The organism is Streptomyces bicolor, from assembly GCF_000719285.1.
Taxonomy (GTDB): Bacteria; Actinomycetota; Actinomycetes; order Streptomycetales; family Streptomycetaceae; genus Streptomyces; species Streptomyces bicolor.
This window is the reverse complement of sequence record NZ_JOFS01000030.1, coordinates 196,359-218,608: the sequence shown is the minus strand read 5'-3', so window position 1 is coordinate 218,608 and position 22,250 is coordinate 196,359. Positions and strand designations below refer to the sequence as shown.

General features: G+C 69.7%; 19 protein-coding genes. 2 read left to right on the top strand and 17 right to left on the bottom strand.

Annotated elements, in window-relative coordinates:
• Positions 1–192: 192 nt before the first annotated feature.
• The 16 genes from IF78_RS0132665 to IF78_RS0132590 form a co-directional block, all read right to left on the bottom strand.
• The gene (locus tag IF78_RS0132665) at positions 193–1,104 is read right to left on the bottom strand and encodes a Pro-rich N-terminal domain-containing protein (RefSeq protein WP_031486829.1); all 912 of its coding nucleotides are present in this window, start codon (positions 1,102–1,104) and stop codon (positions 193–195) included.
• A gap of 200 nt (positions 1,105–1,304) precedes the next feature.
• Positions 1,305–2,396, bottom strand: a complete 1,092-nt coding sequence (aroB, locus tag IF78_RS0132660; RefSeq protein ID WP_031486828.1) for a 3-dehydroquinate synthase — start codon at positions 2,394–2,396, stop codon at positions 1,305–1,307.
• A complete protein-coding gene (locus IF78_RS0132655; protein ID WP_031486827.1) occupies positions 2,393–2,911 on the bottom strand; it encodes a shikimate kinase in 519 nt (172 codons plus the stop codon). Before IF78_RS0132655 ends, aroB begins: the two co-directional genes overlap by 4 nt.
• Positions 2,908–4,092, bottom strand: a complete 1,185-nt coding sequence (gene aroC, locus IF78_RS0132650; RefSeq protein ID WP_031486826.1) for a chorismate synthase — start codon at positions 4,090–4,092, stop codon at positions 2,908–2,910. The genes IF78_RS0132655 and aroC overlap by 4 nt, the downstream gene beginning before the upstream one ends.
• Positions 4,093–4,276: 184 nt before the next feature.
• Complete coding sequence (locus tag IF78_RS0132645) at positions 4,277–4,675, bottom strand: hypothetical protein (RefSeq protein ID WP_031486825.1); 399 nt, start codon at positions 4,673–4,675, stop codon at positions 4,277–4,279.
• A gap of 54 nt (positions 4,676–4,729) precedes the next feature.
• Positions 4,730–5,569, bottom strand: coding sequence for a shikimate dehydrogenase (locus IF78_RS0132640; protein ID WP_031486824.1), 840 nt, complete (start codon positions 5,567–5,569; stop codon positions 4,730–4,732).
• Positions 5,550–7,256: an endolytic transglycosylase MltG gene (mltG, locus tag IF78_RS0132635; protein WP_037641770.1), complete on the bottom strand. Its 1,707-nt coding sequence runs from the start codon at positions 7,254–7,256 to the stop codon at positions 5,550–5,552. The genes IF78_RS0132640 and mltG overlap by 20 nt, the downstream gene beginning before the upstream one ends.
• Positions 7,257–7,380: 124 nt before the next feature.
• On the bottom strand, positions 7,381–7,845 hold the full coding sequence (ruvX, locus tag IF78_RS0132630) for a Holliday junction resolvase RuvX (protein ID WP_051828336.1): 465 nt from the start codon (positions 7,843–7,845) through the stop codon (positions 7,381–7,383).
• Between the two features lie 35 nt (positions 7,846–7,880).
• Positions 7,881–10,553: an alanine--tRNA ligase gene (gene alaS / locus IF78_RS0132625; RefSeq protein WP_031486821.1), complete on the bottom strand. Its 2,673-nt coding sequence runs from the start codon at positions 10,551–10,553 to the stop codon at positions 7,881–7,883.
• On the bottom strand, positions 10,553–10,900 hold the full coding sequence (locus IF78_RS0132620; protein ID WP_031486820.1) for a hypothetical protein: 348 nt from the start codon (positions 10,898–10,900) through the stop codon (positions 10,553–10,555). The genes alaS and IF78_RS0132620 overlap by 1 nt, the downstream gene beginning before the upstream one ends.
• A gap of 16 nt (positions 10,901–10,916) precedes the next feature.
• A complete protein-coding gene (locus IF78_RS0132615) occupies positions 10,917–11,345 on the bottom strand; it encodes a DUF948 domain-containing protein (RefSeq protein ID WP_031486819.1) in 429 nt (142 codons plus the stop codon).
• 217 nt (positions 11,346–11,562) lie between these two features.
• Positions 11,563–12,177 carry a 30S ribosomal protein S4 gene (rpsD, locus tag IF78_RS0132610; protein WP_015661793.1) on the bottom strand — a complete coding sequence of 205 codons (615 nt, stop codon included), beginning with the start codon at positions 12,175–12,177 and terminating at the stop codon, positions 11,563–11,565.
• A 294-nt stretch (positions 12,178–12,471) separates the two neighbouring features.
• On the bottom strand, positions 12,472–13,827 hold the full coding sequence (locus IF78_RS0132605) for a replication-associated recombination protein A (RefSeq protein ID WP_031486818.1): 1,356 nt from the start codon (positions 13,825–13,827) through the stop codon (positions 12,472–12,474).
• A gap of 80 nt (positions 13,828–13,907) precedes the next feature.
• Positions 13,908–14,564 (bottom strand): vitamin K epoxide reductase family protein, encoded by a 657-nt coding sequence (locus tag IF78_RS0132600; protein WP_031486817.1) that lies wholly within the window; start codon positions 14,562–14,564, stop codon positions 13,908–13,910.
• Between the two features lie 198 nt (positions 14,565–14,762).
• Entirely contained in the window at positions 14,763–16,025 is a 1,263-nt protein-coding gene (gene hisS, locus IF78_RS0132595; RefSeq protein WP_031486816.1) for a histidine--tRNA ligase, read from the bottom strand.
• 12 nt (positions 16,026–16,037) lie between these two features.
• Positions 16,038–16,745: an MBL fold metallo-hydrolase gene (locus IF78_RS0132590; RefSeq protein WP_031486815.1), complete on the bottom strand. Its 708-nt coding sequence runs from the start codon at positions 16,743–16,745 to the stop codon at positions 16,038–16,040.
• Between the two features lie 180 nt (positions 16,746–16,925).
• Here IF78_RS0132590 and IF78_RS0132585 point away from each other — a divergent pair, with 180 nt between their 5' ends.
• On the top strand, positions 16,926–17,771 hold the full coding sequence (locus IF78_RS0132585; protein ID WP_031486814.1) for a peptidylprolyl isomerase: 846 nt from the start codon (positions 16,926–16,928) through the stop codon (positions 17,769–17,771).
• Positions 17,772–17,906: 135 nt separating this feature from the next.
• Positions 17,907–19,136 carry a DUF349 domain-containing protein gene (locus IF78_RS0132580; RefSeq protein ID WP_031486813.1) on the top strand — a complete coding sequence of 410 codons (1,230 nt, stop codon included), beginning with the start codon at positions 17,907–17,909 and terminating at the stop codon, positions 19,134–19,136.
• Between the two features lie 81 nt (positions 19,137–19,217).
• Here IF78_RS0132580 and IF78_RS0132575 read toward each other — a convergent pair whose 3' ends face one another.
• The gene (locus IF78_RS0132575) at positions 19,218–21,752 is read right to left on the bottom strand and encodes a RelA/SpoT family protein (protein WP_031486812.1); all 2,535 of its coding nucleotides are present in this window, start codon (positions 21,750–21,752) and stop codon (positions 19,218–19,220) included.
• Positions 21,753–22,250: the final 498 nt, after the last annotated feature.

Here is a 22,250-nt window from a genome sequence, read left to right as displayed (position 1 = left end):
GGTTGGCGCCGGTTGAGGGCGGCTGAGTGGGCGGCGCCTGGATTGTCCTCTTTGTGAGGGTTCCGTTCGGGGAACGGGGTGCCGCACGGCGTGTGTGCCGTCTGCGGGCTCGTGGGGGCTTGCCGCGCCCACGCGGCGGAGCCGCATATCGATACAGCCTCGCGCCCCTTTGGTTGGCCCAGGCCCCCTGGGCTACCAGTTCGGAGGGCTTGCGATTGATCGTGCCAGTACGTCGTTCAGGACCTGGGCCGTTTGCGGGACGTCGAGCTGGGAGTTGTCGATGATCGGCAGGCCCGAGCCGTACCAGCCCGCCATGCGGCCGTGGATGCGGGCGACCTCCTCGTCGGTGAGGCGGCGGTTGCCGGTGCGTTCGGCGTTGCGCTCCAGGACTATCTCCAGGCCCGGGAGCAGGACGACGGGGAGGAGGCCGGGGCCGACATGGCGCTTCCAGCCGCCCAGGCCGACCACCGGCCGGTCGGGGAAGACCGCGTCGTCGAGGATGCACGAGATGCCGTTGGCCAGGAAGTTGCGCGCGGCGAATCCGCAGGTGCGGCGGGCGAGGCGGTACTGGGCCTCGGAGTTGTCGTTCCATCCGGACTGGGGGTCGGCGAAGCCCGAGCGGACCCATTCGCGTACGTCGTCCAGGCTGATGTGCGCCGTGGGAACCCGGCGGTGGTCCGCCCAGTACTTGGCGACGCTCGTCTTACCGGCCCCCGCGGGCCCGATGAGCAGCACCGCGAGGGTCGTGGTCGTCGGATCGGGCGACGCCGTGGCCGGCGGGGTGCTCGGCATGGCGACCGGGCCGCCCGGCGGGAGCTGGACATGGCCGGTGGTCTCGGGGGCCGGCGGGCCCGGCTGGACCGGGGCGTGCAGCGGCGCGGGCGGGACCTGGCCGGGCGGCGTGAAGCCCGGTGCCGGGGGCGGCGGAGGCACGGGAGCGGATCCGAGGTGCGGGGCAGGCCCTTGATGAGGGGCAGGTCCCTGAGGCGGTGGGGGTCCCTGGTGTGCGCCCGGTTGGTGCGGACCAGGGTGTTGTGCGGCCGGTGACCAGCCGTGCCCCGACTGGTGGGGCGGCGGCAGCGGAGAACCCACTGCGTGCTGCATCCGGTGCCACTCCATCTCGTCTTCCATGGCCATTGGCGCTGGCAGCAGGGCTCGAACCCCGCTCCTCCCCCACCACCCGAAAGGCGAGGGGGACCCCATCCGAACGGTACCGCCCCCGGCCGCCGTTTGGTGAACGGCCGGAGGCGGTCTGAAGTGCCCATCGCCACAGGCGAATCGGACGGAAGGGTGGTTCGCCGGACCTACTGGCCGACTTCGCCGTACGCGGCGAGGAGGACGGCCGGGTCCGGTCCCTCCAGGACGGTCGGCTTGGCCAGGCCGTCCAGGACGATGAAGCGCAGCAGATCACCGCGGGACTTCTTGTCGACCTTCATGTTCTCCAGCAGCTTGGGCCACTGGTCGTAGCGGTAGTGCAGCGGCAGGCCGACCGACTCGAGGATGGTGCGGTGGCGGTCGGCCGTTGCATCGTCCAACCGCCCGGCGAGACGGCCGAGTTCGGCGGCGAAGTGCATACCGACGGCCACCGCGGCGCCGTGCCGCCACTTGTAGCGCTCGTTCTTCTCGATGGCGTGGCCGAGGGTGTGGCCGTAGTTGAGGATCTCCCGCAGACCCGACTCCTTCAGGTCCGAGGACACGACCTCGGCCTTGACCCGGATCGACCGCTCGATCAGCTCGGCGGTGTGCGGGCCGGCCGGGGTGCGGGCGGCCTCGGGGTCGGCCTCGATCAGCTCCAGGATCGCCGGGTCGGCGATGAAACCGGCCTTGATGATCTCCGCGAGACCGGACACGTAGTCGTTGACCGGGAGGGACTCCAGCGCGGCCAGGTCGCACAGCACGCCGGCCGGCGGGTGGAAGGCGCCGACGAGGTTCTTGCCCTCGGCGGTGTTGATGCCGGTCTTGCCGCCGACCGCTGCGTCCACCATGGCGAGCACGGTGGTCGGGATCGCGATCCAGCGCACGCCGCGCAGCCAGGTCGCGGCCACGAACCCGGCCAGGTCGGTGGTCGCGCCACCGCCGACACCGACGATGACGTCGCTGCGGGTGAAGCCGGACTGGCCGAGCGCCTTCCAGCAGTAGGCGGCCACCTCGGCTGTCTTGGCCTCCTCGGCGTTCGGCACCTGGATGGCGACCACCTCGAAGCCCTGCCCGGCCAGATCGGCACGCAGCGCCTCACCGGTCTCGGCCAGCGCCTCGGGGTGGATGACGGCGACCCGCTTGGCCTTGCCGCCGATCAACCCGCCGAGCTCGCCCAGGAGTTGACGGCCCACCAGGACCTCGTACGGGTCACTGCCCGCGGTGCCGCCGACCTGGATCCGCGTCACTGCCTCAGTCATGCGTCCTTCAACTCCAGTGCGTCCAGGGCGGCTTGGGTCACTTCTTCGGGCGTACGGCCATCGGTGGCCACCACCGCCGTGGCGACCTCCTCGTACAGGTGCCGGCGAGCCTCCATCAGCTCACGCCACTGCTTGCGCGGGTTGACCGCGAGCAACGGGCGGGCGGCGTTCAGGCCGGTGCGCTTGACGGCCTCCTCGACGTCCATCGAGAGATAGACGACCCGCTGACCGGCGAGCAGCGCCCGCGTGTCGGCGTCGAGGATCGCGCCGCCGCCGAGCGCCAGGATCCCGTCGTGCTCGGCGAGTGCCCGGCGCACGGCCTGCTTCTCGATCGCCCGGAAGGCGGGCTCGCCCTCGTCGACGAAGATCTCGGCGATGGTCCGGCCCTGCTCGGCCACGATGTCGTCGTCGGTGTCCCGGTAGCCCACGCCCAGCCGCTCGGCCAGCAGCTGCCCGACCGTGGACTTGCCCACACCCATCGGCCCGACCAGCACCACCGAAGGTACTGCGCTCATCGGATGGCCAGGTTCTCGAGGTACGACCGGACATTGCGGCGGGTCTCGGTGACGCTGTCGCCGCCGAACTTCTCCGCGACCGCGTCCGCGAGGACGAGCGCCACCATGGCCTCGGCGACGATGCCCGCCGCCGGAACCGCGGAGACGTCGGAGCGCTGGTGGTGCGCCTGCGCCGCTTCACCGGTCGCCACGTCCACCGTCTGCAGCGCCCGCGGCACGGTCGCGATCGGCTTCATCGCGGCACGCACCCGCAGCAGCTCACCCGTGGTGAGGCCGCCCTCGGTCCCGCCGGAGCGGCCGGAGACACGGCGGATGCCCTCAGGCGTATTGACGATCTCGTCGTGCGCCTTGGAGCCGGGCACGCGTGCCAGCTCGAAGCCGTCGCCGAGCTCGACGCCCTTGATCGCCTGGATGCCCATCAGCGCGCCGGCGAGCCGGGCGTCCAGCTTGCGGTCCCAGTGCACGTGCGAGCCCAGGCCCACCGGCACGCCGTACGCCAGGATCTCGACCACGCCACCGAGGGTGTCGCCGTCCTTGTGAGCCTGGTCGACCTCCGCGACCATCTCCTTGGACGCGTCCGCATCCAGGCAGCGCAGCGGGTCGGCGTCCAGCTTCTCGACGTCGGCCGGGGTGGGGTACACACCCGCCGGGGCCTTCACGGAGCACAGCTCGACGACGTGGCTGACGATCTCGATGCCGGCCGTCTCCTTGAGGTACGACCGGGCCACCGCCCCCAGCGCCACACGGGCCGCCGTCTCACGGGCCGAGGCGCGCTCCAGGATCGGCCGGGCCTCGTCGAAGCCGTACTTCTGCATACCGGCCAGGTCGGCGTGGCCGGGGCGCGGGCGGGTCAACGGCGCGTTGCGGGCAAGGCCGGCGAGGATCTCCGGGTCGATCGGGTCGGCCGCCATGACCTGTTCCCACTTCGGCCACTCGGTGTTCCCCACCATGATCGCGACCGGGGAACCGAGGGTGAGCCCGTGCCGGACGCCACCGATGAAGGTGACCTCGTCCTGCTCGAACTTCATGCGCGCACCGCGGCCATAACCGAGCCGCCGCCTGGCCAGGTGGTCCGCCACCATCTGCGTGGTGATCGGCACGCCGGCGGGAAGGCCCTCCAGCGTCGCGACGAGTGCGGGGCCGTGGGACTCCCCCGCGGTCAGCCAGCGCAACCTGCTCAACGGTGCTCCTCGATGCTCGCGCCCTCGTACTGCCCTGCGTACGCGCGTCCTCGCGTACGGCGACGGCGCGACCGGGTGCGCGGCCCCGGCCCGCCTCCTCCGATCCTCCCACGTCCGGGACCGGTGCCCGGCCGCCGGTCCACCAGGCGGACGGCGGATGGACAGCGCGGGGCGCCGGAATCGACTAGGCGGGGCCGTTGCCCGGCTGCTGTTGCGGGGCGTACGAGCCGAGGTGGTCGGCGCCGCTGCCCTGCGCGTCCGGCTGGGCGGCCTGCGTCCGCGCAGGTGCGTAGGCGCCGAGGAAGTCCGCGCCGCTCGGCTGCCGCGCCTGCTGCTGGGGGGCGTACGGCCCCAGATGGTCCGCGCCCCTGCCCTGCCCGTGCTGCGCCGCCGTGTGAGCGGGCCGCCCCGCCCGCGCCGTGCCCCGCCGGGCGATCTTGCGCTTCAGTTTGACGCCCCACGAAGCGAGGACGGCCAGCACGACCAGGACGAGCACAGTGATCTGCACCCAGTCCGGCATGAACTGCAGGACGACCTCGAATATCTCGCTCTTGCCGGACGCCAGCGGCAGACCAGTGGACACAGCTCGTCGAACCCCCCTCTTGCCTGCTCCGCCCCCTGCGGAACCCAGCGGATACTAGCGGGCCGCGAGAGCGCGCTCTCCCGCTTTTCGCATGGCGTCGAGGGGCGCCGGAGCACGGCCGGTCATCTGCTCCACCTGCAGCACCGCCTGGTGCACCAGCAGGTCGAGGCCGCTCACGACGGCCCCGCCGTACATGGACCAGCGGGCGGCAAGAGCGGTCGGCCAGGGGTCGTACAGGACGTCGAAGAGGGTGGCGGGGCGCTCCGGTACGGCGGCGGCGAGGGCGTCCGTCGTACCGGCCGGGGTGGTCGCGATCACCAGCGGCGCGTGCAGCGCCCGGTCCGCGTCCGCCCAGTCGGCGGTCCGCACCTCCACGTCGAGCCGCTCGCCCCACTGCCGCATTTCGGCGGCGCGCGCCTCGCTGCGTACGTAGGCCACGACCTCACCGGTGCAGATCCGTGCGAGCGCGGCCAGCGCGGAGGACGCCGTGGCGCCCGCGCCGAGAATGGCCGCCGAGTCGACCTGTTCGATGCCGCGCTCCCGCAGTGCGGCGACCATCCCGGGGATGTCGGTGTTGTCGCCGACGCGGCGCCCGTCCTCGGTGAAGACGACCGTGTTGACCGCCTCGACGGAGGCCGCCGTCTCGCTGATCTCGTCGAGCAGGGGAATGACGGCCCGCTTGAGAGGCATGGTCAGCGACAACCCGGCCCACTCGCGCCCGAGTTCCGCGAGGAACCCGGGCAGCGCGGCTTCGTCGATCTCGAACCGGTCGTACGACCAGTCCACGAGCCCCAGTTCCTCATAGGCGGTGCGGTGCAGCACCGGGGAGAGGGAGTGGGCGATGGGCGAACCGAGGACGGCGGCCCTGCGGGCGTCAGTTGCCCCTGCTCTCATTGAACTTGTCCTTGAGCTTGAGGAACTCATCGTGGGTCTTGGCGAATTCGGTCTTGCTCACACCGTCGACCGCGACGAAGTAGTACCAACCCTGGTCAGTCGGATTGAGCGCCCCCTTCATCGCACCGTCCCCCGGGTTTCCGATCGGGCCGGGCGGCAGACCCTTGTGGTAGTACGTGTTGTACGGGTCCGGGTTGCTCTTGATCTCCGACTCACTGATGTCGATATTGCTCTGACCCTTCAGGTAATTGAAGGTCGAGTCGAACTGCAGGGCACCATAGGTCTCGGGATTCGCGAGGTCGAGACGGTTGTAGACGACTTCCGCCATCTTGCGGTAGTCGTCGTCGGTCTTGCCCTCGGCCTGGGCGAGGCTGGCGACCGTCACGATCTGCAGCGGGCTGTCCAACTTGAGTGCCTTGGCCTTGGCCTCCAGGTCGAGCGCGTCGTACTTGTTCGCGGCCTGGGTCACCATTTCCTTCAGGACCGCCTCTGGCTTCATGCCCTTGGCGGCGGCATAGGTGCCCGGGTAGAGGAAGCCCTCCAACGGGTCCTTGATCTCGCTGTTGTCGTTCGCCCAGCTCGGAAGTCCGAGGCTCTTGTATTTCTCCTTGGCGACCTTCTTGGTCGTGCCGGACGACAATTCGAGCTGTTTGTCGATCGCCTTGTAGACGTCCACGTTGCGCTCGCCCGGCCTGACCATGACGTTGTTCTGGCTCTTGGGATCGAGCATCATCTCGACGGCGCTCGCGGCGGACATCTGCTTCTTCAGCAGGTAGGCACCCGCCTGGATGATCTTCCCCTCGGAGTTTTTCTCCGCCTGTGCGGCGACGAACGCGTCGACGCTCTTGACGACACCGGCATCCTTCAGGCGTTGGCCGATTTCGTATCCACCCGCACCCTTGGGAATCTCGACGGTTACTGTCTCGCTGGTGCCGTCGCCCGCGTAGTCCGGCGCCGGGCCGAAACGATCCTGGTAGAACTGGTACCCGAAATACCCGATACCGCCCACGCCTCCGGCGAACACGAGCACGACGACCAGACAGGCCAAACCGCTGCGGCGCTTCTTGGGCTTACCGCCCCGGCCCCGTCGATCGCCGCGCCCCCGGCCGTCGCCCGACTCGTCGTCGGAGTCGTCGTCATCGTCGCCGCCCCCGGCGAAGAAAGCATGCTCGCCCTGGTCAGGACCGGGGTCCCAGTCGGTCTGGGGAGGCTCCGGTTCGGCTTGCCGCCGGCTCGGCGGCTGCGGCGGCGGGTATGCGTCGGGCGTGCCGTAGTAGTCGGCATGCTCACCGCCGTACGCCGCGGTCTGCTGCCCGTAGTGGTCCGCCGGGTCGGGGTACTGGGCCTGCGGGGATGTGCCGGTGGCCCAGCCGTTGCTGTCGTACTGCTGCTGCCCCTGAGCCGCGTACTGCTGCTGGTCGTACTGCTGCTGGTACTGCTGGCCCTGCTCCTGACCCTGCTGCTGGTACTGCTGCTGCGCCTGACCGTATGCGGCCTGCTGGCCGTTGCCCCAGTCGCCGTAGTGCTGTGGCTGCTGCGGCTGCTCCGGATAGTGCTGCGGCTGGCCGCCGTAGGCAGCCTGCTGGCCCGCATGGGCCTGCTGCTGCCCTTCCCATCCGCCGTCCCCGAACAACGGGTCCTCCGGATGCCACGGTTCGGAGCCTGGGCCCCGGCCATACTCAGTCATCGATCCCCTAGAGCCGCGAGGCGGCGGTCACGCGGCTGTCGAAGATCCGGTTCCCGTCCCGCCTCTTTGTGTGCGCCGGCTGTTCGAACACCGGTACATCGCGCGGAACGTTACCGTATCGCGATCAGATAACCACTTCGACGCTCTCGCCCGGAGCTTTACCTGACACTCGTTCGGATTCGAGCGCCTGCTGCAAGATGATCACAGCGGCTGCCTGGTCGATCACCGACCGGCCCTTCTTCGACTTCACGCCCGAGGCGCGCAGCCCCTGACTGGCCGTCACGGTCGTCATCCGCTCATCCACGAGCCTGACCGGTACGGGCGCGATCATGCGCGCCAGTTCCTGGGCGAAGCCCCGGACCTTGACCGCGGCCGGGCCCTCGCCCCCCTTGAGGGAGCGGGGGAGACCGACGACGACCTCGATCGGCTCGTACTCCTCGACGAGTTGCTTGAGGCGGCGCTGAGCTGCCGGGATGTCCCGGCCCGGGACCGTCTCCACCGGAGTGGCGAGGATCCCGTCGGGGTCGCACGAGGCGACGCCGATCCGGGCGTCGCCGACGTCGATCGCCAGGCGGCGGCCGCGGCGCATGCCCCGGCCGTCGCCACTCGCGGGTGTGTCGTCGCTCACTTGGCCGTTTCCGTCACGAGCCGCTCGACCGCGTCCACGGCGTCACCGATGGCGGCCGGGTTCTGGCCGCCGCCCTGGGCGACGTCCGGCTTGCCGCCACCGCCGCCGCCGAGCGTCTTGGCGGCCGTACGGACCAGGTCGCCGGCCTTGAGGCCGCGCTCGCGGGCGGCGTCGTTGGTGGCGATGACCGTCAGCGGCTTGCCGTTGTTGACGGTGAAGAGGGCCACCACGGCGGCCCGGCCGCCCTGGATACGGCCACGGACGTCGAGGACCAGCTTGCGCAGGTCGTCCGGCGTGGTGCCGTCCGGAACCTGGCCGGTGACGACGGCGATGCCGCGGACGTCCTTGGCGGACTCGGCGAGACCGGCGGCGGCCTGGAGCACCTTCTCCGCGCGGAACTTCTCGATCTCCTTCTCGGCGTCCTTCAGCTTGCCGAGCATGGCGGAGACCTTCTCCGGGAGCTCCTCCGGGCGGCCCTTGATCAGCTCCTGGAGCTGGGCGACGACCGTGTGCTCACGGGCGAGGAAGTTGTAGGCGTCCACGCCCACCAGGGCCTCGATGCGGCGCACGCCGGAGCCGATGGACGACTCGCCGAGCAGCTTCACCAGGCCGAGCTGGGCGGTGTTGTGCACATGCGTGCCACCACACAGCTCCTTGGAGAAGTCGCCGATGGTCACGACCCGCACCCGCTCGCCGTACTTCTCGCCGAACTCGGCGATGGCGCCCTGCTTCTTGGCCTCGTCGATGCCCATGACCTCGGCATGCACGTCGAGGTCTCGGGCAAGCACCTCGTTGATCTTCTGCTCGACGTCGGTCATCACGGCCGTGGGAACGGCGGACGGCGAGCCGAAGTCGAACCGGAAGCGGCCGGGCTGGTTCTCGGAACCGGCCTGGGCGGCCGTCGGGCCGAGGGCGTCGCGCAGGGCCTGGTGGGTGAGGTGGGTGGCCGAGTGGGCGCGGGCGATGGCCCGGCGGCGGAGCGAATCGATCGAGGCGTGGGCCTTGGCACCGACCGTCACCTCGCCGACCTGGACGACGCCCTTGTGGACGTAGACGCCCGGGACGGGCTTCTGGCAGTCGCGGACCTCGATGACGGCACCGGTGTCGACCTTGATGCGGCCGGTGTCGCCGATCTGGCCACCGCCCTCGGCGTAGAACGGGGTGCGGTCGAGGACGATCTCGACCTCGTCGCCCTCCGTGGCCGCCGGGGACGAGGCGCCGTCGACGAGGATGCCGACGACGGTGGACTCGCCCTCGGTGTCGCTGTAGCCGATGAAGTCGGTCTCGCCGACCTTGTCGGCGATCTCCCGGTAGGCGCCGGCGCCGGCGTGGCCGGTCTTCTTGGCCTGGGCGTCGGCCTTGGCGCGCTCCCGCTGCTCCTTCATCAGGCGGCGGAAACCGTCCTCGTCCACGGAAAGGCCCTGCTCGGCGGCCATCTCCAGGGTGAGGTCGATCGGGAAGCCCCAGGTGTCGTGGAGCAGGAACGCCTTGTCGCCGGGCAGCACGGTCGAACCGGCGGCCTTGGTGTCGGTGACTGCGGTGTCGAGGATGTTGGTGCCGGCCTTCAGCGTCTTGAGGAAGGCGTTCTCCTCGGCGAGGGCGACCTTCTCGATGCGCTCGCGGTCGGTGATGAGCTCCGGGTACTGCTGGCCCATCATGCCGATCACGACGTCGATCAGGTCCTTGACGACCGGGCCGGTGGCGCCGAGCAGACGCATGTTGCGGATGGCGCGGCGCATGATGCGGCGCAGCACGTAGCCGCGGCCCTCGTTGCCGGGGCTGACGCCGTCGCCGATGAGCATCGTGGCCGTACGCATGTGGTCGGTGACCACGCGCAGGGAGACGTCCGAGGCGTGGGCGTCGCCGTAGGCGACACCGGTCAGCTCGGTGGCCTTCTTGATGACGGCCATGGAGGTGTCGATCTCGTACATGTTCTGCACGCCCTGCAGAATCATGGCGAGTCGCTCCAGGCCGAGGCCCGTGTCGATGTTCTTGCTGGGCAGTTCACCGAGGATCTCGAAGTTGTCCTTGCCGGTGCCCTGGCCGCGCTCGTACTGCATGAAGACGAGGTTCCAGATCTCCACGTACCGCTCGTCGTTGACGGCGGGGCCGCCCTCGACGCCGAACTCGGGGCCGCGGTCGTAGTTGATCTCGGAACAGGGGCCGCAGGGGCCGGGGACGCCCATGGACCAGTAGTTGTCCTTCATGCCGAGGCGCTGGATGCGCTCCTTCGGCACGCCGACGACCTCGTGCCAGATGCGCTCGGCCTCGTCGTCGTCCTTGTAGACGGTGATCCAGAGCTTCTCCGGCTCCAGGCCGTAACCACCCTTGTCCTGGGGCGTGGTGAGCAGCTCCCAGGCGTACTTGATGGCGCCTTCCTTGAAGTAGTCGCCGAAGGAGAAGTTGCCGCACATCTGGAAGAACGTGCCGTGCCGGGTGGTCTTGCCGACCTCTTCGATGTCCGGCGTGCGCACGCACTTCTGGACGCTGGTGGCGCGGTCGAAGGGCGGCTTGACCTCACCCAGGAAGTAGGGCTTGAAGGGCACCATGCCGGCCGGGACGAGGAGCAGAGTCGGGTCGTCCGCGATGAGCGACGCCGAAGGGACGACGGTGTGCCCGCGCTCCTCGAAGAAGCTCAGCCAGCGGCGGCGAATCTCGGCCGACTCCATCAGTGGTCCTCATTCCGGTTGTACGAGTGCGTCGGGTTGTCGACGTACTTCGGGTTGCTGCGGTTGTTCTCGATGGCGGTGTACCGCCGGGTCGCGGGGAGTTCGGGACTCTCCTGGATGCCGAGCGCGTCCTCCAGCTCGGCCTCCCGCTGGGCCATGTTGTCGCGGACGTCGAGAGCGAAGTCCACCGCGCGCTCCTTCAGCCGCTGCCCCGTCTCCAGGGCCTTGTTCGCGGCGGTGGCGGCAAGGCTCTCCGGGGTGAGCTGCTTGAGCTTGCGGTTGACCTTGGTGGTGGCCCACACACCGGCGGCGACACCCGTGCTGAACCAGAACGTACGGCGGAACATCGCTCGGTCTCAGTCCTTACTTCCGCTTGCGTCGTGCGGCAGGGACCGTCCGGCCCACGATCACGGTACGCCGGGGCGACCTGGCGGGCGCGTCCTCCTGCTTGCGGCCACCGAGGGCCCGGCGCACGCCGTAGCCGAAGGCGGCGACCTTGACGAGGGGGCCGCCGAAGGTGGAGGCGACGGTCGTCGACAGGGCGGAGGCGTTCGACGTGACCTCCTGGACGTCGGAGGCGATCGCGTCGACCCGGTCGATCTGGGTCTGCGCGGAGCGCACCGCGGTGGAGGCCTCTGCCAGGAGCGGGACGGCCTGGTCGGTCACATCCGCGACAAGCTTGGTGGTCGCCTTGAGCGTCTGGGCCAGCCTCGCCAGCGCGACGGCGAGGAAGGAGACCAGGATCGCCCAGAAGACGGCCACCAGGATCCCGGCAACCTCTCCACCGGACACTGCGCACCCGCTCCCTGAAGTGTGAACACGTATCTTCGAGGGCGAGCCTATCGCGCCGGGGGCGGCGCTCCGTACCGGATTCGGGGCGGTGTGCGATACCGGATCAAGGGCGGTGCCCGATGAGCGTGCCCGTATGCGAAAGCCCGCCGCCCCGCCCGCCCCGAAGGGCAGGAGGAACGGCGGGCTCGGGCGCAGAAGTCCTACGGCCGCTGACGGATCAACGGGCGTAGTACTCGACGACGAGCTGCTCGTCGCAGATCACCGGGATCTCCTTGCGGTTCGGCTCGCGGTCCAGGCGGAACGCCAGGGCCTTGAGGTTCACCTGGAGGTAGCGCGGGGTCTCACCCTCGGGGGCGAAGCCACCCTCGCGGGCGATGGAGAAGAGGGTCTTCTCGCGGCTGCGCTCGCGGACCATCACGACGTCGTCGGGACGGACGCGGAACGACGGCTTGTCGACCTTCTGGCCGTTGACCTCGATGTGGCCGTGAACGACCATCTGACGGGCCTGGTAGATGGTGCGGGCGATGCCCGAACGCAGGACCAGGGCGTCGAGACGGCGCTCGAGCTCGATGATCAGGGCCTCACCGGTCTTGCCCTGAACCTTGGAGGCACGCTCGTAGGCGCGGACGAGCTGACGCTCGGACACGTCGTACTGCGCGCGCAGACGCTGCTTCTCCAGCAGACGGACCTTGTAGTCCGAGTTCTGCTTGCGGCCGCGGCCGTGCTCACCCGGCGGGTAGGGACGGGCCTCGAAGTACTTGACGGCCTTCGGGGTCAGCGCGATGCCGAGGGCACGCGACTTCTTGACCTTGGGGCGGGACTGGTTCGCCACGATCTCTCATTTCTCAGTGTTCGGCTTGTCAGGGTTGAGGGAGGTCGCATCCGCAGCCGGGGAAACCCTCCTCGCCCTTGCGGACGGGGTGGGCAGCCGCTCCCCTGGTCTGGGCACATATGTGCAGCACGCGAGTGGCCCACCGACCGATCCCGTCGTGCGACGAGTGGTGGTGGGCTGCCCGCGACACCATTCGAACGGTGCGCGACGCTCCTGGAACCCCCTGGGGGTTCCGGCTGACCGTCCCGTTCTGACAGCACGGGACACAGCACTTCGGCACAGTTTACAGGGTGCTCAGGACCGCTTGCGCCCGAGGTGCTTCCTGGTCCACTCCACGGCGTCCGCGTACCGCGCCTCGGCGCCGTGCCGGGTCGGGCTGTAGTACTCGCGGTCCTTGAGGGCATCCGGGGCGTACTGCTGCTCGGCGATGCCCTCGGACAGGTCGTGCGGATACACGTACCCCTGCGCGTGCCCGAGCTTGGCGGCGCCCTTGTAGTGCCCGTCGCGCAGGTGGGGCGGGACAGGGCCGGCCAGTCCCTTGCGTACGTCGTCCAGGGCGGCGCCGATCGCGGTGGTCGCGGAGTTGGACTTGGGGGCGAGGGCGAGGGCGATGGTGGCGTGACTGAGGGTCAGGGCCGCCTCGGGGAAGCCGATCATGGCGACGGCCTGGGCGGCGGCGACCGCGATCGGCAGGGCGTTCGGGTCCGCGAGGCCGATGTCCTCGCTGGCGGAGATCATCAGGCGGCGGGCGATGAAGCGGGGGTCCTCGCCGGCCTCGATCATCCGGGCCAGGTAGTGCAGGGCGGCGTCGACATCGGAGCCGCGGATCGACTTGATGAGGGCGCTGGCCACGTCGTAGTGCTGGTCGCCGTCGCGGTCGTACTTCACGGCGGCCCGGTCGACCGTCTCCTCCAGCGTCTGCAGACCGATCTCCCGCTCGCCCTTGTCGAGCGCTGCCCCGGCGGCCGCCTCGAGGGCGGTCAGGGCGCGGCGGGCGTCACCGCCTGCGATGCGCAGCAGATGGGCCTCGGTGTCCTCGGGGAGGGTGACGGCGCTCTTGAGGCCGCGCTCGTCGGTGAGCGCGCGCTTGAGGAGGTCGCGCAGGTCGTCGTCGGTGAGGGGTTCGAGGGTGAGGAGGAGGGAGCGGGACAGGAGCGGGGAGATGACCGAGAAGTACGGGTTCTCGGTGGTCGCCGCGATCAGGGTCACCCAGCGGTTCTCGACGGCCGGGAGGAGGGAGTCCTGCTGGGCCTTGCTGAAGCGGTGGATCTCGTCGAGGAAGAGGACGGTCTCCTTGCCGTAGCCACCGGTGGCGCGGCGGGCGCCGTCGATGACCGCGCGGACCTCCTTCACTCCGGCGGTGATGGCGGACAGCTCGACGAAGCGCTTGTTGGTGGCCTTCGAGACGACGTACGCCAGGGTGGTCTTGCCGGTGCCCGGCGGGCCCCAGAGGATCACCGACGACGGGCCCGCCGGGCCCTTGGCGCCTTCGCCGACCAGTCGGCGCAGGGGTGAGCCGGGCTTGAGCAGGTGCTGCTGGCCCACCACCTCGTCCAGGGTGCGCGGGCGCATGCGCACCGCCAGGGGACTGCCGGCGGGGTCCTTCTCCTGGCGTTCTTCTGCGGCGGCGGTGAACAGGTCGGGCTCCACGTGGGAAACCCTAAATCACCGCACTGACAATCCAGCCGGGCCCGGGAGGCTGGGCCTCGATCCCGGCGGGAGGTCCTGGCTCAGCTGGTCCAGAAGTCCCACCAGCGGGTCAGGATCAGCATGCCGATGATGCCGATGTGCAGGACGGGCATGACCCAGGTGAACTCGCCGAAGAAGCTCCTGAGCCAGTTCGGAGCGGGCAGGAAGCCGCTGCGGATGTTGAACGACGTCACGTACCAGAACATGATGATCGTCGCGACCCAGGCCAGCGAGCACCACAGGCACAGCGCGTTGATCCGGTACAGCGACTGGTACATCAGCCAGGCGCAGAAGACCACACCGAAGAGGGTGCCGGCGTTGAAGGTGAGCCAGTACCAGCGCGGGAAGCGGGCGCGGCCGAGCAGGCTCATGCCGACGCAGATGACGATGGCGTAGGCGATGAGGCCGAGCATCGGGTTGGGGAACCCGAAGGCGGCGGCCTGCTTGCTCTCCATGACGCTGCCGCAGGAGACGATGGGGTTCAGGCTGCAGCCCGGCGTGAACGTCCTGCCCTCGACCTTGGCCTCGAGCAGCTTGAACTTGTCGATCGTGATGACCCACGCGGCAAGCAGTCCCGCCGCGCCGGTGATCACCAGCATCAGGGCGAACGCACGGCTGCCGCCCGTCGACCGCGGCGCCGCCTCGGCACGCTCCGGCTCGGGCTCGGTGGAGACGTCTTTGACTGTCGTCTTGCTCATCACGCCGATTCCGTCACTTGAGAGTTGGACCTTCTCCGGGCACGGCACATTGTGCCGTACACCCCCACTCGCCCGCCGTTCACGGGACATAAGCAAAGGCGCGCGACCGGGTAAAGGCGTTCGGTTCAGGACACCGACGGGACACGAAGGGGGCGGGAACCATGCGGTCCCCGCCCCCTGGAATCAGCGCTCCGGCAATCAGCCCAGTCGGGCTTCCAGCTCCGCCACGATCTCGTTGACGCCGACGGCCGTCTGCTCGCCGGACTCCATGTCCTTGAGCTGGACGACACCTTCGGCGAGGTCGCGTTCGCCGGCCACGATCGTGTAGCGGGCGCCACTGCGGTTGGCGTTCTTCATGGCGCCCTTGAGGCCCTTGCCGCCGTAGGAGAAGTCCGCCGCGATGCCGACCTTGCGCAGCTCGGTCACCTTGGCGAACAGGACCCGGCGGGCCTCCTCGCCGAGCGGCACCGCGAACACGCTGGTGGACGCCGGGAGTTCGAGCTCCACGCCCTCCGCCTCCAGGGCGAGCACCGTGCGGTCGACGCCGAGCGCCCAGCCGACGGACGGCAGCGCGGGGCCGCCGATCATCTCGGACAGGCCGTCGTAACGGCCGCCGCCGCCCACCGCGGACTGGGAGCCCAGTCCGTCGTGGACGAATTCGAAGGTCGTCCGCGTGTAGTAGTCCAGGCCACGGACCAGCTTCGGGTCGTCCTCGAAGGAGACGCCCGCCGCCGTGATCAGCTCGCGGACCTCCTCGTGGTACGCCTTGCAGGCGTCGCAGAGGTAGTCGCGCAGGAGCGGGGCGCCGGTGAGCTGCTTCTGGACCGACTCGCGCTTGTCGTCCAGGACGCGCAGCGGGTTGATGTCGACGCGGCGGCGCGTGTCCTCGTCCAGCGCCAGGGCGCGCAGGAAGTCCTGCAGGGCCGCTCGGTAGACCGGGCGGCACTCCTTGTCGCCCAGGCTGTTGAGCAGGATCCGGAAGTTGCGCAGGCCCAGCGAGCGGTAGGCCTGGTCGGCCAGGATGATCAGCTCGGCGTCGAGCGCCGGGTCCTCGGCGCCGATGGCCTCCGCGCCGACCTGGGAGAAGTGCCTGTAACGGCCCTTCTGCGGGCGCTCGTAGCGGTAGTAGGAGCCCGAGTACCAGAGCTTGACCGGGAGGTTGCCCGACTTGTGCAGGTTGGCCTCCAGGGCCGCGCGCAGGACCGAGGCCGTGCCCTCGGGACGCAGGGCGAGCTTGTCACCGCCCTTGGTCTCGAAGGCGTACATCTCCTTGGTCACGATGTCGGTGGACTCGCCCACGCCGCGTGCGAACAGTTCGACGCTCTCGAAGCCGGGCGTCTCGATATAGCCGTAGCCGGAGTTGCGCAGGGGAGCCGCGATCGCCTCACGGACGGCCAGGTACTTGGCGGAGTCCGGCGGGATCAGGTCGTACGTGCCCTTGGGGGCCTGAAAGGTGCTCACGGAGGTCTCTCGTCACATTCCTCGTCGGGGAGCCGGCTGAGCTCCCTGGCCGGCGGCCACCTGCCGCAGATACGGGTTGGTGGCGCGCTCCTGGCCGATGGTCGTCTGGGGGCCGTGGCCGGACAGCACCACGGTCGAGTCGTCGAGCGGCAGGCACACGCGGGCCAGCGAGTCGAGGATCTCGGCCATGTCACCGCCGGGCAGGTCGGTGCGTCCGATGGAGCCGGCGAACAGCAGGTCGCCCGAGAAGAGGATCGGCGGGATGTCCGCCGCCTCGGGCAGGCCGAAGGTCACCGACCCCTTGGTATGGCCCGGCGCGTGCGCGACGGTCAGCTCCATGCCGGCCAGCTCCAGCTTCGCGCCGTCGGTCAGCTCCTTGACGTCGTCCGGCTCCCCGATGGTCAGCTCACCCATCAGCTGCATGCCGATGGAGCGGCCGAGCGCCTTCTCGGGGTCGCTCATCATGTACCGGTCCTCCGGGTGGATCCAGGCCGGTACGTCGTGCGCGCCGCACACGGGGACGACCGAGGCCACGTGGTCGAGGTGGCCGTGGGTGAGGACGACGGCGACGGGCTTGAGCCGATGCTTCTTCAGCGCTTCCTCGACTCCGGGGGCCGCTTCGTGGCCCGGGTCGATGATCACGCACTCCTCACCGGCGGCGGGGGCGACGAGATAACAGTTCGTCCCCCAGGCCCCGGCGGGGAACCCGGCAATGAGCACGATCGTCCTTCGTTTGTGTCGACACAGGTGGTTTGTCGGCAGGCTTCGCCTGTCGTCAGAGCCTACCGGCGCTGCCGATTCCTCAGCGAACCCATATACGGTACGGGGCACACGCGGGCGATCGGCTCAATGGACGCACGCGTACCGGTCGACACATACGACGCATGAGGAGAGAACCCGGTGGTCAGCCAGGAACAGCGGCGGCGTCAGCTCGCCCGGGAGAAGTTCTTGCGGCAGCAGCAGCGGCGTACGGACGCCCGGCGCAAGGCGCGCATGCGCAACTCGGTGGTCGCGTCGGTGCTCGGCGTCACCGTCATCGGCAGCCTCGCGCTGTACACGACCGGGGTCCTCAAGGGCGACGACGGCAGCAAGAGCAACGCGAACGCGGAGGTCACGCCGAGCCCGACCAGCGAGGCTCCGGACCCGTGCGAGAAGCCCGCCGCGGGCAAGGTCAAGACGGCCACCTGGAAGAAGGAGCCGGAGCTGACCATCGACAAGTCGGCGAAGTACACGATGAAGCTCGCGACGACGTGCGGTGACATAGACATCGCGCTCAAGGCGTCGGCCGCCCCGCACACCGTGAACTCGTTCAACTTCCTCGCCGGCAAGGGCTTCTTCGACCACACCAAGTGCCACCGGCTCACCGACGCCAACATCTACGTGCTGCAGTGCGGTGACCCGCAGGGCACCGGAATGGGCGGTCCCGGGTACACGATTCCCGACGAGAACCTCAAGGACACGAGCCTCAAGGGCGGTGTCTACCCGGCGGGCACGGTCGCGATGGCAAACCAGTACAACGCGCAGACGAAGGAGGGCCGCAACACCGGAGGCAGCCAGTTCTTCCTCGTCTACCAGGACAGTCAGCTGCCGGCCGACTACACACCGTTCGGCACTGTGTCCGAGGCGGGCATGAAGGTCCTGAAGAAGATCGCGGACGCCGGAGCCGAGCCCGCCGATCCCACGACCGGCAACACCGCCCCCAATGCGACGGTCGTCATCAACAAGGCGACAGTCACGAAATCCTGACCGCCAACTGCGAAATTTCGGTCGCGCGGGATGCGGACAGGCAACCCGCCGGTCGCCTATGTTGGCCGTGACGAAACTGTGGACGATGCCCGGGGGAACACAAGCCCCTCGCAGGCATCATGTGGAGGAGGCGCTGTGAGCAGCGACCCGTGGGGCCGCGTCGACGAGACGGGGACCGTGTACGTGCGTACGGCCGACGGCGAGCAGGTCGTCGGTTCCTGGCAGGCCGGCTCCCCTGAGGAGGCGTTGGCCTACTTCGAGCGCAAGTACGAGGGCCTGGTCGTCGAAATCGGCCTCCTCGAGAAGCGAGTGAAGACCACCGACCTGTCGGCGAAGGACGCCCAGGCCGCGATCGACCACATCCGGGAGCAGGTCGACGCCCACCACGCGGTCGGTGACCTGGACGCCCTGCGGACCCGCCTGGACAAGCTGGTCGAGACCGTCGAGAAGCGTCGCGAGGAGCGCAAGCAGCAGCGGGCGAAGCAGTCCGACGAGGCGCGCCACGCCAAGGAGGCGCTGGTCAAGGAGGCGGAGGAGCTGGCCCAGTCCGACCAGTGGCGGGCCGCCGGTGAGCGGCTGCGGTCCCTGGTGGACACCTGGAAGGGCCTGCCGCGGCTGGACCGCAAGTCGGACGACGAGCTGTGGCACCGTTTCTCGCACGCCCGGTCGGCGTTCTCCAAGCGCCGCAAGGCACACTTCGCGCAGCTGGACGCGCAGCGCGAGGAGGCCCGCAAGACCAAGGAGCGGCTGGTCGCGGAGGCCGAGTCGCTGTCCGGTTCGACGGACTGGGGTGTGACCGCGGCGCGCTACCGCGAGCTGATGGCGGAGTGGAAGGCCGCGGGCCGCGCGCAGCGCGAGCACGAGGACGACCTGTGGAACCGCTTCCGCGGTGCCCAGGACATCTTCTTCGCGGCTCGCAGCTCGGTCTTCGCCGAGCGCGACGCCGAGCAGGCCGAGAACCTGAAGCTGAAGGAGGAGCTGGCCGAGGAGGCCGAGAAGCTCCTGCCGATCGGTGACCTGAAGGGTGCGCGTGCCGCCTTCCGCTCGATCAACGAGCGGTGGGAGGCCATCGGTCATGTGCCGCGCGACGCCCGCCCGAAGGTCGAGGGCCGGATGCACGCCGTCGAGCGGGCCATCCAGGAGGCCGAGGAGTCCGAGTGGCGCCGGACCAACCCGGAGGCACGCGCGCGTGCCGAGGGCCTGACCGGTCAGCTCCAGGCCGCCGTGGACAAGCTGAAGGGCCAGATCGAGCAGGCACGCGCCCAGGGCAACAACGCGAAGGCCGACAAGCTGGAGCGTGAGCTCGAGGGCCGCCAGGCGCTCCTCGACCAGGCGCTGAAGGGCCTGCAGGAGTTCGGCGGCTGACGGGCCGTTCGCCAGCCTTGACGAAGGCAAGGGCCCCGTACCTCGCGTACGGGGCCCTTCTCGTCGTATGCCTTGTGCGTCCTACGCCCGGCTGCGCGCCGAGGTCACGCGGTACACGTCGTACACGCCCTCGACGCCCCGGACCGCCTTCAGGACGTGCCCGAGGTGCTTCGGGTCGCCCATCTCGAAGGTGAAGCGGGAGGTGGCGACGCGGTCGCGGGAGGTCTGGACGGCCGCGGAGAGGATGTTGACGTGCTGGTCGGACAGGACGCGGGTGACGTCCGACAGCAGCCGGGAGCGGTCCAGGGCCTCGACCTGGATGGCGACCAGGAAGACCGAGGACTGCGTGGGCGCCCATTCGACTTCGAGGATGCGCTCGGGCTCGCGGGACAGTGACTCCACGTTCACGCAGTCGCTGCGGTGAACCGATACGCCACTACCGCGGGTGACGAAGCCGATGATCGGGTCGCCGGGTACGGGAGTACAGCAGCGGGCCAGCTTGACCCACACGTCCTCGACACCCTTGACGATGACGCCCGGGTCGGCGCTGGAGCGGCGCTTGCGGCCGCGGGTGCGGGTCGGCGGGACCGCCTCGTCGATCTCCTCGGTGGCGGCCTCCTCGCCGCCGAGCGCCTGTACGAGCTTCTGCACGACGCTCTGGGCGGAGACATGGCTCTCGCCGATCGCCGCGTACAGGGCGGAGATGTCCGGGTACCGCATCTCGTGTGCGAGCGTGACCAGTGAGTCGCCGGTCAGGATGCGCTGGATCGGCAGGTTCTGCTTGCGCATCGCGCGGACGATGGCGTCCTTGCCCTGCTCGATCGCCTCGTCGCGGCGCTCCTTGGAGAACCACGCGCGGATCTTGTTGCGGGCGCGCGGCGACTTCACGAAGCCCAGCCAGTCGCGGGAGGGGCCCGCGCCGGCCGCCTTGGAGGTGAAGACCTCGACCAGGTCGCCGTTGTCCAGGGTGGATTCGAGCGGCACCAGGCGTCCGTTGACCCTGGCGCCTATCGTGCGGTGGCCGACCTCGGTGTGGACGGCGTAGGCGAAGTCGACCGGGGTGGCGCCCGCCGGGAGCGCTATGACGTCGCCCTTCGGGGTGAAGACGAAGACCTCGTTGCGGGAGAGGTCGAAGCGCAGCGACTCCAGGAACTCGCTGGGGTCCTCGGTCTCCTTCTGCCAGTCGAGGAGCTGCCGCAGCCACGCCATGTCGTTGATGGCGTCCTTGTCCTTGCCGGCCTTGGGCACGTCGGTTCGGACCTTGGAGGCGCCGGCGACGGCTTCCTGCTTGTACTTCCAGTGCGCGGCGATGCCGTACTCGGCGCGGCGGTGCATGTCGAACGTGCGGATCTGGAGTTCGACCGGCTTGCCGTTGGGGCCGATGACCGTCGTGTGCAGCGACTGGTACATGTTGAACTTGGGCATCGCGATGTAGTCCTTGAACCGGCCGGGGACCGGGTTCCATCGCGCGTGCACGGTGCCGAGGGCGGCGTAACAGTCGCGGACGGTGTCGACGAGGACGCGGATGCCCACCAGGTCGTAGATCTCCGCGAAGTCGCGACCGCGGACGATCATCTTCTGGTAGACGCTGTAGTAGTGCTTCGGGCGGCCGGTGACCGTCGCCTTGATGCGGGCGGCGCGCAGGTCCTGCTGGACCTCGTCGGTCACTATGGCCAGGTACTCGTCACGCTTCGGTGCCCGCTCGGCCACCAGCCGTACGATCTCGTCGTACATCTTGGGGTAGAGGATCGCGAAGGCGAGGTCCTCCAGCTCCCACTTGATGGTGTTCATGCCGAGGCGGTGGGCGAGGGGCGCGTAGATCTCGAGGGTCTCGCGCGCCTTCTTCTCCTGCTTCTCGCGCTTGAGGTAGCGCATGGTGCGCATGTTGTGCAGGCGGTCGGCGAGCTTGATGACCAGGACGCGCGGGTCCTTGGCCATGGCGACGACCATCTTGCGCACGGTCTCGGCCTGCGCGGCCTCGCCGAACTTGACCTTGTCCAGCTTGGTGACGCCGTCGACGAGCAGGGCGACGGAGTCGCCGAAGTCGCGGCGGAGCTGGTCCAGGCCGTACTCGGTGTCCTCGACGGTGTCGTGCAGCAGGCCGGCCATCAGGGTGGCCGGATCCATTCCCAGCTCGGCGAGGATCGTGGTCACCGCGAGCGGGTGGGTGATGTACGGGTCGCCGCTCTTGCGCTTCTGGCCGCGGTGCCAGCGCTCGGCGACCTGGTAGGCCTTCTCGATCTGGCGGAGCGTGGCGGTCTCGATCTTCGGGTCGTTGCTGCGGACTATGCGCAGCAGGGGCTCCAGCACCGGGTTGTACGGGTTGGAGCGCTGGACGCCGAGACGGGCGAGGCGGGCGCGGACGCGGTTGGAGGAGCCGGAGCGGGCGGGCTGACCGGCGTTCGGGCGGGGCGCGGGCGAGTTGACGGGCCGCTCGGCCGGGGCAGGCTTGGGTCGCGTCTGCTCGGCCGGCTTGTCGACGGGCGCGGACTGGGCATGCTCGACCGTCCCGCGCGGGTCGTTCTTCGCGTGCGACGCGTTCGGCGCGGGCTTCGCCGCGGGCGCCGAGGCGGACTCGGGCTTGGCGGCGGTCAGGTGCTGGGCCTCGTCTGGCAAGAGGGCTCCTCGTGCGCGATCCGGGTCCCCCGGTCAGGCTCCGGAGAACCCATGGTAGCGATCCTGCGCCCCAGGATCGCCTTCAGTCCGATGTGAGGGACGTCTACCGGAGAAACACGAGGGGCCTCAGCGAGATTCCGCTGTGCTGTGCCTGCCGTGTCCCGGGGGTGGCGGGAGCGTTTCCTGTGGCTGTCGAGAACCTTGCCCACGGCCTTCCCGTACGGGCTGCGATGTGCGGGCTGCGCGCGGTGAACCGTCGGTTTCGCGCCATCCGGGTGCCCTCGGGTTGAGGGAGGGAGCGCTATGCGGCGGGGCGCGGGGCGGGGCCGCTGGGGCTTTTTGGGGGCGCGCGAGGCATGAATGCGGGGAAGGGCCCGCCCCTGGCGCCCCGATGCCGCGTCTCTGATGCGCAGATGCCGCGCGCCTGGCGTGCAGGCGCGCGGCATCGGGTGCTGCGGTTGGTAAGAGCCTGTGCTCGGGTGGCCGATCCGTGCGGAG

Excerpts from the sequence above, each read along its gene's own strand:
- IF78_RS0132665 (WP_031486829.1), bottom strand. The coding sequence starts at position 1,104 with ATGCAGCACGCAGTGGGTTCTCCGCTGCCGCCGCCCCACCAGTCGGGG.
- aroB (WP_031486828.1), bottom strand. The coding sequence starts at position 2,396 with ATGACTGAGGCAGTGACGCGGATCCAGGTCGGCGGCACCGCGGGCAGT.
- IF78_RS0132655 (WP_031486827.1), bottom strand. The coding sequence starts at position 2,911 with ATGAGCGCAGTACCTTCGGTGGTGCTGGTCGGGCCGATGGGTGTGGGC.
- IF78_RS0132640 (WP_031486824.1), bottom strand. The coding sequence starts at position 5,569 with ATGAGAGCAGGGGCAACTGACGCCCGCAGGGCCGCCGTCCTCGGTTCG.
- mltG (WP_037641770.1), bottom strand. The coding sequence starts at position 7,256 with ATGACTGAGTATGGCCGGGGCCCAGGCTCCGAACCGTGGCATCCGGAG.
- ruvX (WP_051828336.1), bottom strand. The coding sequence starts at position 7,845 with ATGCGCCGCGGCCGCCGCCTGGCGATCGACGTCGGCGACGCCCGGATC.
- alaS (WP_031486821.1), bottom strand. The coding sequence starts at position 10,553 with ATGGAGTCGGCCGAGATTCGCCGCCGCTGGCTGAGCTTCTTCGAGGAG.
- IF78_RS0132620 (WP_031486820.1), bottom strand. The coding sequence starts at position 10,900 with ATGTTCCGCCGTACGTTCTGGTTCAGCACGGGTGTCGCCGCCGGTGTG.
- IF78_RS0132600 (WP_031486817.1), bottom strand. The coding sequence starts at position 14,564 with ATGAGCAAGACGACAGTCAAAGACGTCTCCACCGAGCCCGAGCCGGAG.